Raw genomic sequence first — 15,277 nt, forward strand, 5'->3', positions numbered from 1 at the left:
CCGAGGAGGTTTGCAGTGTCCCGATTGTCCGCGGTCAAACCCGCGTACTGGATCTCCGGCGTCCTGCTGGCGATCGCGATCGTCATACCGCTCCTGGTCTCGACCTACGCCAAGGACAAGCCCAGGCTGTGGGGCTTCCCGTTCTTCTACTGGTACCAGCTCATGTGGGTCTTCCTGTCCGCGATCCTGGTGAGCATCTGCTACCGCCTGGTGAGCGCCGAGGAGCGCAAGCGGCGGGCCGCTCAGGGGCTTGGTGACCCTGAGCGTCCCGACTCCGCCGGCACCGCGAAGGAGGCGGGCCGGTGAACACGAGTGTCGACTGGGTCCAGCTGATCATCGTCGTGGTGATCTTCGGCGCCGTCACCGTGATGGGCTTCATGGCCGCGCGCTGGCGCAGCGAGGGACGGCTCGAGAACCTGGACGAGTGGGGTCTGGGCGGCCGCGGGTTCGGGACCTTCATCACCTGGTTCCTGCTCGGTGGCGACCTCTACACGGCATACACGTTCATCGCCGTACCGGCCGCGATGTACGCGACCGGTGCGATCAGCGGGTTCTTCGCGGTGCCGTACACGATCGTGGTCTACCCGATCATCTTCATCTTCATGTCCCGGCTGTGGTCGGTGTCCCACCGCAACGGCTATGTGACCCCGGCGGACTTCGTCGGCGGCCGGTACGGCAGCAAGGCGCTGTCGCTGGCCGTGGCGGTCACCGGCATTCTCGCCACCATGCCCTACATCGCCCTGCAGCTGGTCGGTATGCAGGCCGTGTTCGAGACGATGGGGCTCGGCGGCACCAACACGCTGGCCAAGGACCTGCCGTTGCTGATCGCGTTCGCGGTGCTGGCGGCGTACACCTACTCCTCGGGTCTGCGGGCGCCGGCGATGATCGCGTTCGTCAAGGACGGCCTGATCTACCTGGTGATCGCGGTGGCGATCTTCTACCTGCCGCACGTGCTCGGCGGGTGGGATGCGATCTTCGGCGCCGCGGAGAAGAAGCTGACCGCGACCAGCCCGGTCACCGGCAAGCCGGTCGGCGCGTTCATCCCCGGTGAGGCGGGCTTCTCGGCGTACTGGACGCTGGCGCTGGGATCGGCGATGGCGCTGTTCATGTACCCGCACTCGGTGACCGCGGTGCTGTCCACGAAGAACCGCAACATCGTCCGGCGGAACGCCGCGATCCTGCCGGCGTACTCGCTGCTGCTCGGCCTGCTCGCGCTGCTCGGCTTCATGGCGATCAAGGCGAACGTGAACACGAAGGGCCTGGACGGCCTGACGAACCCGCAGCTGGCGATCCCGCGGCTGTTCGACCAGGAGTTCCCGTCCTGGTTCGCCGGGATCGCGTTCGCGGCGATCACGGTCGGCGCGCTGGTACCGGCGGCGATCATGTCGATCGCGGCGGCGAACCTGTTCACCCGCAACATCTACCGCGACTTCATCAAGCCGTCCGCGACGCCCGCCCAGGAGGCCAAGGTCTCCAAGCTCGCTTCGCTGCTGGTGAAGGTGGGCGCGCTGGTGTTCGTGCTCGGGATGGACAAGACGATCGCGCTGAACCTGCAGCTGCTGGGCGGGATCTGGATCCTGCAGACCTTCCCGGCGATCGTGGTCGGCCTGTACACCCGGTGGTTCCACCGCTGGGCGCTGCTGGCCGGCTGGGCGGTGGCGATGGTGTTCGGGACGATCGAGGCCCGCAACGTGATCAACCCGGCGACGAAGAAGCACTTCGGCGGTTCGCTGGCGAACATCCCGTTCACCCACACGCAGGTCTACATCGCGCTGACGGCCTTCGTGATCAACCTGATCGTGGTGATCGTGCTGACGGTGCTGTTCCGGGCGCTCAAGGTGCCGGACGGCGTCGACAGCACGCATCACACGGACTACGTCGCGGACAAGGGCGACCCGGGAGTGCAGGACCTGCCGGAGTTCCTGGACGAGGGCGGCGCGGCGACAGCCAAGTCGTAATCGCTGGTGGCGGCGACCCTTCCGCTGAAGGGTCGCCGTCACGTTTTGCCGCCATATCGACACGCTGCGGGGTCTGCTTGCCCGGATTCGGGCCGCCGGCGCGGCAGAATCGCCAGGGTGTTGCTGGTCCTCCTCGTCATGGTGCTCGCCGCCGCCGCGGCACTCGCGACCGGTGGACAGTTCGGACGACTGGCCGACAACTCCCTGACCGGCGTGCACTGGCTGGCCGCGGCCGCCATCGGCCAGCTCCTCGGCTCGTTCTTCGGAGGTACGGCGTACCCGGTCGGACTGATCGGGTCCGCGGTCTGCATCGCCGTCTTCCTGCGGCTGAACCTCCGCCACCCCGGCGTCGGCCTACTGGCGCTGGGGTTCTTTTCCAACGCCCTGGTAGTGGCTCTGAACGGCGCCATGCCGGTATCGCTCGCTGCCCTGTCCCGCGCGGGCGTGGGCGCTGCTGTCCTGGGCGACCCGCGGCATGAGCTGTCCGACGCCGCAACCCGGTTGCCTTGGCTGGGAGACGTCGTACCAGTGGCTCTCCCGGGCTTCGGTCAGGGGGTCAGTCCAGGCGACGTACTGATTGCGGCCGGAGCCGGACTGCTCCTGTACGCCGGGATGGGCGGATCGGGCCGGGTCCCGGCCGAGACCGCGCCGGTGTGGGACGAGCTGGAACCCTGCGCCGGCACTCCCGCGCTGCTGCGCCTGTCCTCAGAAGCGGAAGCCGCGGCCGATCACGCGCCGGAGTGATTCGACCACGAGCGGGTCGTACTCCGCTCCGATTCCCAGGCCGATCGACTCCATCGCCTTGTCCGGCGACTGTCCGGTCCCCTCACCCACCAGTTGTTCGTAAGCCAGGGCGACATTGACGATCCCGCTTTCGACCGGGATGTCGGAGTTGTTCGCCCGCCCGTGCCGGTACGGATCGTTGGAGTGCCGCACGATCTCCGCCACATGATCCAGCGCCCCCGACCGCTCGATCACCGCAGCCCCGATCGCCGCCGCCCGCTGCCGCTCCTCCCGGGTCCGCAACAACGAAGCCCCACCAGGACTGGGATCCGCCAACGCCAACTGCCCCACCCCGGACAACAACGCTGCATACTCCAACGCCTCCATCCGCGCCAGAGTCAGCCCCAGATCGTTGCCCAGAGCCACCGCCAACTGGGCCGTCCGCGCGTTCTGCCCCGGACTACTGAACCCGGCGATCTCCGTGCTCCGGGCCATCGACCGCACCGTGGTCCGATAAGTCCGCTGTGCCGAAGCAAACCGCCGAAACGCAAACTGCGTCAGCAGCAGCGGCACCATCACCACCGGCGGCGCCCACAGGCCGATCAGCGACGTGCCCGTGGCGAGCAGGATCGCCGTGATGCCCATGGCCATGCCGATCCTGGTCATCACCGTGAGCTCGTCCCGCAAGGCCGCGGGAAAGGGTCTGTTGTAGCGCTCGGTCGCTTGTCCGGCACCGATCACCGCGTCGCTGATGCCGGCGCTCAGGACCGCGGCCAGCATCGCTCCGCCGATCCAGATCGCGTCCGCCCAGTGCCCCGTCCAGATGAGATCCCGGGGCGTCAGTGCGGCGAAGACCGCGGCAGCGCAGGCGACGGAGATCCCACGGCGGCACGAGACGACGACATCCGACGGGAGGCCGGCGATCGCCCGCGGCAGGATCCCGCCGACCGTCGCGATGGCGGTGACCGCCGCGACCTGGGCGACGTCCGGCGGCAGCCCGAGCGAAGGCCCGCGCAGCATCGCGTACCCGAGCGCCGCGCTGGTGGCGATCGGAGCCCGGTTGCGGATGCGATCGACGCGGAACTGCACCATCTCGCCGATCGTGATCAGGGCACCGAAGGTCAGCGCGTACGCCCATTCCGTGACGCCGTAGCGAGCCGTCACGACGATCGCTATGGCGGCCAGGATCACACCGGCCGCGACGATGACCACGCCGCTGCCCATCCGGCGCAGCTCCTGCCCTTCGGTGAACCCGGCGGCCATCAGTCCGGCCCTGCCGCGCTGCCGCTCGCTCCGCCACCACTACCGAGGCTGAGGTCGTCGTGATCGATCGTGGCCAGTACCGTGCCGTCCGGCGCCGGCTGGTCGGCCGCCGTCGTCCAGCCGTCCTTCCGGATCACTTCGACGAACGCGTCCACCAAGCGCGGATCGAAGTGGCTGAACCGATCCTGGACGAGGATGGCAAGCGTCTCCTCGACGCCCCGCGCCGGACGATAGGAACGCGTCGACGTCAGGGAGTCGAAGGCATCCACGATGCCGATGATCCGGGCGAAGTACGGAATGTTCTCGCCACTCAGTCCGGCCGGGTAGCCGGAGCCGTCGTACTTCTCGTGATGGTGCAGCACGGCGGACTTGACCTCTTCGAGAAACGGGATGTTGCCGATCAGCTCGACCCCGCGGGCCGGGTGAAGCCTGATCGCGTCCATCTCCGAATCGTCCAGCCGGCCGGACTTCTGGATGATGCTGGTCGGCACACCGACCTTGCCGACGTCGTGCAGGAGGCCGGCATGCTCGAGGGCCGTCTGCCGGTCGTCGGCCAGCCCCAACTGGCGACCGAGCATGCCCACTCCCTCGCTGACCCGTTCGGAATGTCCCCGGGTGTAGAGGTCCTTGGTCTCGATCACCTGGATGAAGGCCCGCATGGTCGCAGCCTGCGCCCGTCGCTCGGCCTCGTACTGCGTGAGCGCCCAACGGCTGACGTACAGCGGCACGAAGATGAGCACGATCGAGAGAAAACTCAGACCGGACAGCCAGGCGACCGCGAGCAGAAGGCCGAGCAGCCCGTAGCCGAGCAGGGACGGCAACGTCGGCAGCGCGACCTTCCGCAGGAACGCGAGCGGAGTCGGATCTCCCGGTTCGAGCGACAGCACCACGCACAGCAGCAACGCGTTGATGATCAGCCAGGCCAGATTGGCCGCGGTGGTGGTCCAGATCGCGTCCCACGGATTGCGCAGTACGGCGACACCCGTCGGACCTCCGGCGACGTGGAAGACCAAGCCGCCGGCTGCCGCACAGATCACCGACTGTGCGCCGTTGAACACCTTCTTGACCAGCGGGTGGCGCCGGTCCTGGGACAGCGCACCGACCGCGCCGACCAGGATTGCCGACGCCACTCCGGACAACAGGTAGAGCGCGATGACAACCACATAGTCGAGCGAGGTCCGATAGATCTGTCCCACTCGGGGCCGGAGCACAGTTCCGGCCAGCATCAACAGTCCGAGGCAGACGGTGGGCGCGTCAAACGTCGCGTGCGCTGCGGCGAATCCGAGAATGACCGCAGCCGTGGCAGTCGCGACGACCACCACGAGCCTAAGCAGCACCCGCCGGTTCACGCGCGCAACGCTACCCGGACGGACTCGATCGGACTACCAGTCCCAGCCGTCGGCAAACATGTCGCACCTCCGTTCAGCGGTTGCAGTCTTACGTCCCGAGGGGGGACCGGGGCGTAGGGGGGCAGACAGCACATCACTGACTAATCAGTATTTTTCTCATTCTCGCTGCGCCGAAACACTGTAAGCCAGACCCGTGACCCGCCGCACGGGAGGAAGAGCCCGCCAGGGTATGAGAGACTGTGACTCTTTGCAGTTGTTTCAAGGAGGCTTAGAAATGGGCAAGACCGGCCGCAAGCGCCGCGCACGCAAGAAGAAGGGCGCGAACCACGGTAAGCGCCCCAACGCCTGACTGCAGGCGGCTACGCAAAGCGAGGACCCCGGCGAAATCCGGGGTCCTTGCAATTTGGTCACAGGTTTACACCAGACCACCTTTCTCAGAGGTTCCGCATTCGGAGAGTCCTCGCGCGCATACTGAATGCTAGCTTCAAACGAGTGTTGGGTATTGCGGCCGATCCGCCGACTGCCCCTTCGCATACCGCCGCAGGAACGCCTCCGGGTCCCCTGTCCTGAACCGGTCCAGGTGACGGTGTGGATAACTTCGGCGGACAGTCGGCGGATGCTCCTAGAGTTAGGGCCGGATGTCCTGGCACCGTACGTAGCGGAGTGGCGACCAACGAGTGAGGGAGGTGGGTGGGCTGTCCACTGTGAGCCTGAGCGAACTCCTGCGCGGGTTCCGGGCCAGGGCCCGGCTCACCCAAGCAGCCCTGGCCGAGGAGGCCGGTCTGAGCGAGCAGGCCATCAGCGTGCTCGAACGCGGCACCCGCAGCCGACCCCGGATGGACACCATTCGGTCACTGACCGCAGCCCTCGGACTCGACGCCGACGAGGCCGAACAGTTCCTGGCCGTTGCCCGCGGCAAGCGTCACGAACCTCGCAGTCACGCACCAGAAGCGGAGATCCCGGTGGCGAGCGACGCATTACCGGTGCCGTGGCAACTACCGCCGGCAGTGCCGGACTTCGCCGGCCGCGCTGCCCAGGTCGAGGCGATTCTGTCGGTTCTGCGAGCTCCCGCCGGCCTACGCAGCGATGCCGTCGGCCTGGTCACGGTCACCGGTATGGGCGGTATCGGCAAGACGGCCTTGGCGGTTCAGGCCGCGCACAGACTGGCCGACAGTTACCCCGACGGCCATCTCTATCTCAACCTGCGCGGCTACGGGCCGGGTCAGCCGATGAGCGCCGCCGACGCCTTGCGCCAGTTGCTTCGTTCGCTCGGCGTGGACACCCAGCTGATCCCGGAAGCCGTCGAGGAAGCGGCTGCCCTGCTGCGATCGCAGCTCGCCGGGCGCCGGATGCTGATGCTGCTCGACAACGCTGCCGACGGACGGCAGGTGATGCCACTGCTCCCCGGCAGCCCGGGGTCGGCGGCGATCATCACCAGCCGTGGTTCGCTTGCAGCGCTGCCTGGTGCACGCCAGATCCGGCTCGACGCGTTGTCGGAGTCGGAGTCCATCGAGCTCCTCAGCGGAGTCATCGGCCGGTCCCGCGTCGCTGCCGAGCCGGACGCGGCGGAGATGCTCATCTCGTTCACCGGTCGCCTGCCACTGGCCGTGCGGCTGATCGGCGGCCGGCTCGCCGCCCGCCCGGCCTGGCCGATCCAGCACCTGGTCGATCTCCTCCACGACGAAGAACGCCGGCTCGACAGCCTCGGCTCCGACGAGACCGGCGTCCGCGCGAGCATTGCCAGTTCCGTGCGCTTCCTTGAGTCCAGCGATCGCGACCTCGACCGCGAAGCCGCTCGGGCGCTGCCACTGCTCAGCATCCCCGACGGAGCAGACCTGCTCACGGTCGTCGCGGCTCATCTGCTCGACGTTCCCGTCCGCCGCGCCGATGCCATCCTCGAACGCCTCGTCGACCTCAACCTGCTCGAGTCCGTCGCGCCCGAGCACTACCGCTTCCACGACCTCATCCGCGCTTACGCCCGCGAGCTCGCCGACCAAGCCCTCACGCCGCCAGTACGCGACGCCGGCCTCGAACGCATCCTCCGCTTCTACACCGGATTCGCCTGGGCCTGCCAGTCTCTGACGCACGAAGCCAGCCCGCGCCTCAGGCTCGCAACGATCCACATCAAGCCAATCGCCGCGCTGGCCGACACCGTCCCAGCCCTCGCCTGGCTCGACGACGAACAACGCAACGTCATGGACAGGTTCCGCCAAGCATCCGTCTCCTCGTTGGTGCGGTCGGACCTATTACCCGAGTTGACGCTCGCACTGTTCGGCTATCACGAATCCCGCTCGCGCTGGCACGAGATGCGCGACCTCTCCGCCGGAATGGTCGAGCTCGCCGAGCAACGGGGGCTGGCTGCCGTCGCCGCATGGCTGGAGCACGACAGAGCCATCCCGGAGGCGGAGAACGGCGATCTCGACATCGCCCTGGCTCATCTCGCGAACGCGCTCCAGAGGTTCCGTCGGCTCTCCGACCTTACTGGCCAGGCTCGCTGCTGCACGTCGCTGGGTCATGTGCTCGAGCAACTCGGCCGACTCGACGAGGCACTGGATTTCACTCGCCAGGCACTCGCCCTCAGCCTGCAGATCGGCGACGCGACCATCGAAGGTGTCTCGTTCGTCGCGCTCGGCGTACTGCACAACAGACTCGGCCAGCTGGCCGAAGCAGAGGATGCGTTCGCCCAGAGCATCCGGCTCGCCGAGGACTCCGGCGACCACCGATCCCTCGCCAAGCGGTACCTCAACATCGCCAAGTCGCATGTCGCCACCGGCCAAATCGAGCGGGCGCTGCCGTCGGTGTTCTCGAGCATCGAGGTCGCCGAGCGATCCGGTAACTCAAATGCCGAGTCCGAGGCACGGGAGCTGGCTGCTGTCGTTTACGCGAGACTGGGCGAATTCGCCACCGCGGCCCAGCACGCCCGTTCCTCTCTGCAATTGACCAGGACGGTCAGAAACCGCTTGAGAGAAGGCCGGGTGCTCTTTCAGCTCGGTCGAATCATGGCTCTGGAGGGCAAGCACACCGAGGCCATCGACGTACTCAGCCAAGCCACTGAGGTCCTGCGCGACGCCTCGCCGAAAATCCAGCGCGAGGCGGTAGAGCTCATCGGGCAGATCCAACGCGCTGAGGCGATCACATTCGGCCCCACCCTTTTCTGAGGACGGATTCGCCCTGAGCGCCTGGTTCCCGCGCCGACAGCCATCTCGGGCTTGCCGGACCGGCTTGGGCCCTGACCGGAACAGGGATCGAGGGGACGGTGAGGCTACTGCGGCCCGCACTACGGGGTCCGAGCCAGACCTCTGCTGTCGATCAGTCCGTGGTGGAGATGGTGGTTTCTACTTGGATCTGGGTCAGCCGGAGGAGGATTTTCTGGCGGAGGGCGTCGGGGGCGTGGTCGGAGCCGCAGGAGCGGTGGACCAGTTTCTTGACGCAGCGTTCCAGGTCGTATTCGTCCAGGCAGGGGGCGCACTCTTCGAGGTGCTGCCGGATCTCGTCGGTGCTGGCGTCCTCGAGTTCGTTGTCGATGAAGACGTAGACCCGCTGCAGGATCTCACTGCAGTCGACGTCGTGGTGCTCGCCGCAGCTCACGACTCCTCCTTCTCCGCGGTCGCGTCAGTGCTCGCGGCCGGCGTCGTCTCGTCGGAGTCCGACGTCGGGATCAGACCGCGGTCCCGGGCGTAGTCCCCCAGCAGCTCACGCAGCTGGCGCCGGCCACGGTGCAGCCGGGACATCACGGTGCCGACCGGCGTTCCCATGATGTCGGCGATCTCCTTGTAGGCAAAGCCCTCGACATCGGCCAGGTACACGGCCAGCCGGAAGTCCTCCGGGATGGTCTGCAGGGCTTCCTTGACGTCGGAGTCGGGCAAGTGCTCGAGGGCGACCGCCTCCGCCGACTTCAGGCCGCCGGGAGTGTGCGACTCGGCGGCGGTGAGCTGCCAGTCCTCGATCTCCTCGGTCGGCGACTGCGTCGGCTGACGCTGCCGCTTCCGGTATCCGTTGATGAACGTGTTCGTCAGGATCCGGTACAGCCACGCCTTCAGGTTGGTGCCCGGCGTGAACTGATGGAACGAGCTGTACGCCTTCGCGAAAGTGTCCTGCACCAGGTCTTCGGCGTCCGACGGATTACGGGTCATCCGCATCGCCGCGGCGTACATCTGGTCCAGGAAAGGCAGCGCCTCGCGCTCGAAGCGCGCGGTCCGCTGCTCGGGTGTCTCGGTCGTGGTGGGAGTCGGCATCGTGATCGAGAATACCGGGGTCTGCCCAGGTGTCCTCGCCGGAGCCTCTCTCGTCGCCATCATGTTGGTCACAACACGCCCGGTCGCGGGGCCATTCCCGCCTGCAGGACCGGTCAGCGGCTGACCACTATCCGGACACTTCGCGGCTCACCCATTCGAACACGGCTTCGACCAGCAGGTCGTAGGCCTCCTGCTGATCCAGCTCCGCCCGCTTCGGCACCTTGAAGGAGTGGTCGGCGTCCGGTACGACGGCCATCTCGGTCAGCGGAGGGAATTCCTCGGGCGTCCCGAACGGATCCCGCTCCCCCTGCACGACCAGCGTCGGCAGCCCGGCGGCCTGCAACTCGTCGACGCGCGACTTCTCCGGCTTCCCCGGTGCGTGCAGCGGAAACGACAGCGCGAGTACGCCGGACGCCCCCAGACCGCTCGCGGTCCGGCAGGCCACCCGGGCCCCCGCGCTGCGGCCACCGATCACCAGCGGGGTGCGCACCCGGAGCTGGCCGATGATCGCGATCCAGGCCTCGTCGAGGATCTTCGGCGCCGGCGCGAGCTTCTTCCCGGCCCGGCGCCAGGGCTGCTCGATCAGGAACACGTTGATGTCCTGCTTCGGCAGCCGGGCGGCCAGCGAGGCCAGGTCACCGGACTCGATCCCGGCCCCGGCGCCATGACCGAGGGCCAGCGTCGCCACCGGCCGCCGGGCCCGATGCGCCACGATCCGGGCGTCCCCGTGCGGCGTCCGCACAATCCGTTCGTCGGTCACCCGGCCCATCCTGTCATCACGACCTGGAATGAGTGGACACGAAACGTCAGAAGAGGGTGGTCTCCTCCGGCGCGGCCGGCTTGTCGATCGGATCGATGCCGTCAGGCGGCAGTGGGTCGAGCAGGTGGGGTCCGTTGTTCTTCACCGAGCTGACCGCCCTCGAGACGGCGTACGCCTCCAACCGTCCGGGCGCGGCGGGCACCAATAGCTCGAGCAGATCGTCGGGATCCGACGACAGTGGGTCGAGCCACGCGTCGTACCGCTCCCGCTCGACCAGCAGCGGCATCCGGTCGTGGATGCGGCCGAGGTCGTCGGTGGCCGTGGTGGTCAGGACCGTGCAGGTCCACAGCCAGGCCTCGTCCTTGTCCGGGTCCTCGACCGACTTGTCCCGCCAGATCTCGTACAGCCCGGCCATCGCCAGCACGCCGCCATCGGCCGGGTGGATGAAGTACGGCTGCTTGACGGGCTTGCCGTTCACCTTCTCCTCGGCCGTGTACCACTCGTAGTAGCCGTCCGCCGGCAGGATGCAGCGCCGGGTGGCGAACGCCTTCTTGAAGGCCGGCTTCTCGGCGACCGTCTCCATCCGCGCGTTGATCAGCCGGTTCCCGATCGAGGTGTCCTTCGCCCAGGACGGGACCAGCCCCCACTTGACCGTCGTCAGCTTGCGGATCGTGTCGTCGGGGACCTCACGGTTCTTCCGCTCGACCACCGCGATCACCTGATCGGTCGGCGCCACGTTGTAGTTGTCCGGCAACTCCTGCACGGCCTCGCGGACGTTGCCCGCCTCGATCTCGAACTCCACGACAAGATCGGACGGGTCCCGGCTGGACGCATACCTACCGCACATACGGACCAGCCTAGCGACGCCGCCGGACAGTTCCTGCCGTTGCGTCGCATCACGGCAGGGGCGGGTGGGCCGGGAGGTGCGGATCGGCCGGCGCGTGACGTGCGGGGCTCGGTCGGTGGGGAGAGAAGTTTGCGTCTGGTGACGAATTCTTTCCCCACCCGGCCCGCAGGCTCAGTCGATCGTCGCCGGCCCGCTGGACGATCCGGCAATGCGCAGCAGGCGCAACTCGTCACGCAACGCGGGATCGGACATCACCAGGTAGACGAGAGAGCAGTCCTGTGGCCCGGTCGCACCTGGCACACAGAGTGAGCAGGGTTCTCCGAGCCGGATCGGACAGCGTGCTTGGGGTTGCTTCCCGCCGTTGGCCATCGCTCACCGTCCTGGCCTCCAACTTACCGTCGGCCGACCAGCGCGACGACGGGCTTCCGGCCGCTACCACCAGGGCCTTTCGCCCCCATCCGGTGTCCGCTCGACCATCGCGATCACCTGGTCGGTCGGCGCCCTTCCACCAGGGCCTGGTCATCGTGTTCGCGGTCGCCATCGGCATGTCGCTGGTCGGTGCTGCCGACTCGCTCTTCCGCGGGCCTCGGTACATCCACACCGAACCAGGCGGGACACTCCGGCCGCAGCCCTCGGCGATGCCGGGCGAGCGCCGTACCTAGGCGATCAGGACAAGCGGCGGCGGATCGCCCACCCCGTGTCGGGCGATCCGCCGCCGGCCTTTGCGTCCGGGCACCCCCCTGTTGGCGTCCGGACGCAGGTCCTAAGGTCTGGCGAGTTCGTCGAGCACCCTCCCTGCCATGGCGTCGGTGTTCGGCAGTCCTTCGATCCAGACCCGGGCGAGCTGGGGTACGTCGGTGTCCAGCCGCCACTGGGTGATCAGGGCTCGAGCCGTCGCGACCTGCTCCGGCAGGTTCGGCTCGCGGCCGACGAGCGCCGCCGCGCGGTGTGAGCCGACGCGGCCCAGTACGTCACCGCCGCAGAAGACGATCCGCAGGCACTCCGCCACGTCGACCAGCCGGAGCTCGCGATCGAACGGCGACGTCCCCGGCGGATTGAGCGGCTCGACAACCACCAGTGCGTGGGATCGCGATACGGAGGTGCCACGGAGTTCCGCCTCTCGATAGAGCTCGCCGAGCCGGGACCGCAGGTGCGCCAGGCTGGACAGCCCGGTCAGCGGGTCCTCGCAGGACAGCGAGTGCAGATAGACGAGCGAGGCCTCGGCCCAGCTGGAACTGAGTGCGCGTACCGCGTCGAAAGCCGGCTCGCCCCCGGCGATCGAGCGGTACAACGCACTCAGCCCATCAAGTGCCTCCACCAGCGAGACTCCGTCGGTCGCCAGTTGGCGCCCGACCTCGTCCGATGCAGGCACGACATCGGCCCCGTCCCGCAGCGCCTCGGCGATCGCGAGATAGGCGCTGTGGTCGGTGCTGTCTGTGCCGTGTGGCTCCCCCCAACCCCACGGTTGCTCGGTTGGGGACGACGCCTCCGGCCGGTTCCGGGCGGGCGACCCCGCCAGGTTCAGGGACTTGTGCGGGCGCAGGTCGAACCGCCTGCGGATGTCCGCGAACAGCGACATGGCCCTCCTCAAGAATCCCGTCAGTCTCCCGACCGGGCGGCCGGAAGCGTCGTTCGGAGGTGAGACAGGCGGCGGCGGAGTTCATGACGCGGATTCGCAGAACTTTTTTCGCGTAACTTCCGGGCTGGTGCTCTCGTCAGGAAAGGTGCACGATTCCGCGTCAGGAAACGTGCACGGATCCGTCCCACGTGGGAACCTTGTTCCCGGCAACTATGTGACGGACCGTTACATCGCCGTACGGACAGTCGTGACACACCCACGGGGAGCTGGATGGAGACGCCGGAAGGACCGAGCGACGCCGAACTGATCGCGCGCGTCCGCACCGGCGATCTCGAGGCGTACGGCGAGCTCTTCGGCCGCCACCACCACGCGGCCGAGCGGATGGCGCGCCAGCTGGTCCCGGCCAACGACGCCGACGACCTGGCCAGTGACGCGTTCGCCAAGGTGCTGGACGCGCTGCGCTCCGGCGGCGGCCCGGACATCTCCTTCCGCGCGTACCTGCTGACGACGGTACGGCGGGTGCACGTCGACCGGATCCGGTCCGGCCGGAAGGTGACGGCCACCGACGACATCGCGGCGTACGAGCGGGAGTCGGAGACCTTCGACGACCCGACCGTGACCGGGTTCGAGAGCGGTGCGGCGGCCAAGGCCTTCGCGAGCCTGCCCGAGCGGTGGCAGGCCGTCCTCTGGCACACCGAGGTCGAGGGCGAGAAGCCGGCCGCGATCGCTCCCCTGCTCGGCCTGACCGCGAACGGCGTGTCCGCGCTCGCCTATCGCGCCCGCGAGGGTCTGCGGCAGGCCTACCTTCAGCAGCACCTGGCCGACGTCGCCGGCGATCGCTGCCGCTGGACCACCGAGCGACTCGGCGCGTATGTCCGGGGCGGCCTGACCAAGCGGGAGAACCGCAACGTCCGCGAGCATCTGGACGGCTGCGCGAAGTGCACCGCGGTCTACCTCGAGCTGGTCGAGATCAACAGCGCACTGCCCGCGCTGCTCGCCCCGGCCCTGCTGGGCACCGCGGGTCTCGGCTACCTGGCCGCCGCCTCGGGCGCGAAGGTCGGCCTGGTCGGCTTCGTCGTCACCGGCTGGAAGAAGGCCACGGAGAACAGCACCCGTACGGCGGTCGGCGCCGGTGCGGTCGTGGTCGTCGCGGTTGCCGCCGTACTCGCGGCGATGGCGCTGACCGGTAACGACACTCCCCCGGCCGCGATCAGCAAGCCGCCGGCACAGCAACCGACCCAGCCGCCGGGGAATCCGCCGACCGTGCCCCCGGTCAAGCCACCGACGGTCAAGCCGACGTCGACGCAGCCGACCACCGCACCGACCACAGCGCCCACCACAGCGCCCACCACCGTGCCGACGACCCAGCCGACCCAGCCCGCGACGACGCCGACCCCCGCGCCGACGTCCCCGACCGCGACGACGACGAGTCCGACCCCACCGTTGCCGACGACACCGATCCTGGACGAGGGCCTGCTGACGATCAGCATGCCGAGCGGAGGCGGCGGTCCCGCTGACCGGGCCGGCGGCACGCAGGCCGAGGCCGGCGTGCGGTTCATCCTCACGATCAAAGCCCCGGCGAACAACACCGACCCGGTGATGATCGGCCTCAAGCGCGGCGGCGCCCTGGACTGGCCGCTGGCCGGCAACCCGGCCGGCTGGACCTGCAACAAGGCGGCCGGCACCTGTACGGCGCTCAACCGGGCCACCCCCGCGTCGATGCCGGTGACGTTCACCGCCCCGGCCGGAGGATCGGCAGTCGATCGCACCTTCACCGTCTCGGCCAAGACCGGCCGGTTGTACGACGACGACTCGGCGACGCTGCAGGCTCCCGCTCCCCCGCGGACCGACGAGAACCTGCTGAAGATCCTCGACGGCAAGGCCGATCCCGACGTCCACCACCGGATCCTGACCGTTGCCCCCGGCACGGACCGGACCAGTGTGACGCTGAAGATCAGCTACGGCTCCTCGCTGGAGTGGCCGATCGCCGCGAACCCGGCCGGCTGGAAGTGCTCGGCCACGACCAAGACGTGTACGGCGCTCACCCCGGCGCGACCGGCTCCGCTCCCGGCGGACTTCGCCGTACCCCAGGACGGGTCCGCGGCGGCGCGGACGTTCACCGTGGCCGCGACGGCGGGCCTGGTGAGCGACACCGACTCCGAAGTGCTGCCGGGGGTCCAGGCGGACGAGTCGCTGCTGCAGATCGTGACACCGACGCCGCAGACCGACCCCAACCCGTTCGTCTACAACCGGTTCCTCAAGGTCAACGGGGCCGGCAACCAGCGGGTCACGCTGGACATCTTGTGGGGCCGCAACCTGGCGTTCCTGAACTCCCAGGAGCCGGGCTGGACCTGCTCGCGATCGAGCGACATCCACCGCGCCACCTGCTGGACCGACAACTACCTCAAGCCGTTCAACTCCGAGTGGACCGCGTGGCTGCCGGGCACCGGCACGAACAACCTGCTCACCGTGCACGCCCGGGTCGGCGGCCGCGAGGACACCGACACCGTGCAGATCCCGCCGTCACCGTCGCGGCGGTAACCCACTTGGTGGTCGGTGACCT

14 protein-coding genes are annotated in these 15,277 nt (G+C 68.4%); 6 read left to right on the top strand and 8 right to left on the bottom strand.

What is annotated here, in order from left to right:
- Positions 1-15 precede the first annotated feature (15 nt).
- From OG555_RS02360 to OG555_RS02370, 3 genes are all read left to right on the top strand, one after another.
- Positions 16-306 carry a DUF3311 domain-containing protein gene (locus tag OG555_RS02360; RefSeq protein WP_329480714.1) on the top strand — a complete coding sequence of 97 codons (291 nt, stop codon included), beginning with the start codon at positions 16-18 and terminating at the stop codon, positions 304-306.
- Positions 303-1,958: a monocarboxylate uptake permease MctP gene (gene mctP, locus OG555_RS02365; protein ID WP_442914478.1), complete on the top strand. Its 1,656-nt coding sequence runs from the start codon at positions 303-305 to the stop codon at positions 1,956-1,958. Before OG555_RS02360 ends, mctP begins: the two co-directional genes overlap by 4 nt.
- Before the next feature lie 117 nt (positions 1,959-2,075).
- Positions 2,076-2,702 (top strand): DUF5317 domain-containing protein, encoded by a 627-nt coding sequence (locus OG555_RS02370; RefSeq protein WP_329480715.1) that lies wholly within the window; start codon positions 2,076-2,078, stop codon positions 2,700-2,702.
- On the opposite strand, the gene OG555_RS02375 is transcribed toward OG555_RS02370, so the two are convergent.
- A complete protein-coding gene (locus OG555_RS02375; RefSeq protein WP_329480716.1) occupies positions 2,664-3,944 on the bottom strand; it encodes an HD-GYP domain-containing protein in 1,281 nt (426 codons plus the stop codon). The genes OG555_RS02370 and OG555_RS02375 overlap by 39 nt on opposite strands.
- The gene (locus tag OG555_RS02380) at positions 3,944-5,293 is read right to left on the bottom strand and encodes an HD-GYP domain-containing protein (protein ID WP_329480717.1); all 1,350 of its coding nucleotides are present in this window, start codon (positions 5,291-5,293) and stop codon (positions 3,944-3,946) included. Before OG555_RS02380 ends, OG555_RS02375 begins: the two co-directional genes overlap by 1 nt.
- Positions 5,294-5,567: 274 nt before the next feature.
- Here OG555_RS02380 and OG555_RS42695 point away from each other — a divergent pair, with 274 nt between their 5' ends.
- Positions 5,568-5,642 (top strand): 50S ribosomal protein bL37, encoded by a 75-nt coding sequence (locus tag OG555_RS42695; protein WP_369759046.1) that lies wholly within the window; start codon positions 5,568-5,570, stop codon positions 5,640-5,642.
- Between the two features lie 337 nt (positions 5,643-5,979).
- Positions 5,980-8,451, top strand: a complete 2,472-nt coding sequence (locus OG555_RS02385; RefSeq protein ID WP_329480718.1) for a tetratricopeptide repeat protein — start codon at positions 5,980-5,982, stop codon at positions 8,449-8,451.
- 151 nt (positions 8,452-8,602) lie between these two features.
- Here the strand turns inward: OG555_RS02385 and rsrA are convergent, their stop codons facing one another.
- From rsrA to OG555_RS02415, 6 genes are all read right to left on the bottom strand, one after another.
- The gene (rsrA, locus tag OG555_RS02390; protein WP_329480719.1) at positions 8,603-8,881 is read right to left on the bottom strand and encodes a mycothiol system anti-sigma-R factor; all 279 of its coding nucleotides are present in this window, start codon (positions 8,879-8,881) and stop codon (positions 8,603-8,605) included.
- The gene (locus tag OG555_RS02395; RefSeq protein WP_329480720.1) at positions 8,878-9,528 is read right to left on the bottom strand and encodes a sigma-70 family RNA polymerase sigma factor; all 651 of its coding nucleotides are present in this window, start codon (positions 9,526-9,528) and stop codon (positions 8,878-8,880) included. The genes rsrA and OG555_RS02395 overlap by 4 nt, the downstream gene beginning before the upstream one ends.
- A gap of 127 nt (positions 9,529-9,655) precedes the next feature.
- The gene (locus OG555_RS02400; protein ID WP_329480721.1) at positions 9,656-10,297 is read right to left on the bottom strand and encodes an alpha/beta hydrolase family protein; all 642 of its coding nucleotides are present in this window, start codon (positions 10,295-10,297) and stop codon (positions 9,656-9,658) included.
- A gap of 37 nt (positions 10,298-10,334) precedes the next feature.
- Positions 10,335-11,135, bottom strand: a complete 801-nt coding sequence (locus tag OG555_RS02405) for an SOS response-associated peptidase (RefSeq protein ID WP_329480722.1) — start codon at positions 11,133-11,135, stop codon at positions 10,335-10,337.
- Between the two features lie 171 nt (positions 11,136-11,306).
- Positions 11,307-11,504 carry a DUF6767 domain-containing protein gene (locus OG555_RS02410; protein WP_329480723.1) on the bottom strand — a complete coding sequence of 66 codons (198 nt, stop codon included), beginning with the start codon at positions 11,502-11,504 and terminating at the stop codon, positions 11,307-11,309.
- A 394-nt stretch (positions 11,505-11,898) separates the two neighbouring features.
- Positions 11,899-12,714: a hypothetical protein gene (locus OG555_RS02415; RefSeq protein WP_329480724.1), complete on the bottom strand. Its 816-nt coding sequence runs from the start codon at positions 12,712-12,714 to the stop codon at positions 11,899-11,901.
- Positions 12,715-12,984: 270 nt separating this feature from the next.
- On the opposite strand from OG555_RS02415, the gene OG555_RS02420 reads away from it, so the two are divergent.
- Entirely contained in the window at positions 12,985-15,255 is a 2,271-nt protein-coding gene (locus OG555_RS02420; protein ID WP_329480725.1) for a sigma-70 family RNA polymerase sigma factor, read from the top strand.
- Positions 15,256-15,277: the final 22 nt, after the last annotated feature.

Source organism: Kribbella sp. NBC_01484 (assembly GCF_036227145.1).
GTDB lineage: Bacteria > Actinomycetota > Actinomycetes > Propionibacteriales > Kribbellaceae > Kribbella.

Coding starts and splice junctions, on each gene's coding strand:
- OG555_RS02375 (WP_329480716.1), bottom strand. CDS start 3,944: ATGGCCGCCGGGTTCACCGAAGGGCAGGAGCTGCGCCGGATGGGCAGC.
- OG555_RS02395 (WP_329480720.1), bottom strand. CDS start 9,528: ATGCCGACTCCCACCACGACCGAGACACCCGAGCAGCGGACCGCGCGC.
- OG555_RS02400 (WP_329480721.1), bottom strand. CDS start 10,297: ATGGGCCGGGTGACCGACGAACGGATTGTGCGGACGCCGCACGGGGAC.
- OG555_RS02405 (WP_329480722.1), bottom strand. CDS start 11,135: ATGTGCGGTAGGTATGCGTCCAGCCGGGACCCGTCCGATCTTGTCGTG.
- OG555_RS02410 (WP_329480723.1), bottom strand. CDS start 11,504: ATGGCCAACGGCGGGAAGCAACCCCAAGCACGCTGTCCGATCCGGCTC.
- OG555_RS02415 (WP_329480724.1), bottom strand. CDS start 12,714: ATGTCGCTGTTCGCGGACATCCGCAGGCGGTTCGACCTGCGCCCGCAC.
- OG555_RS02420 (WP_329480725.1), top strand. CDS start 12,985: ATGGAGACGCCGGAAGGACCGAGCGACGCCGAACTGATCGCGCGCGTC.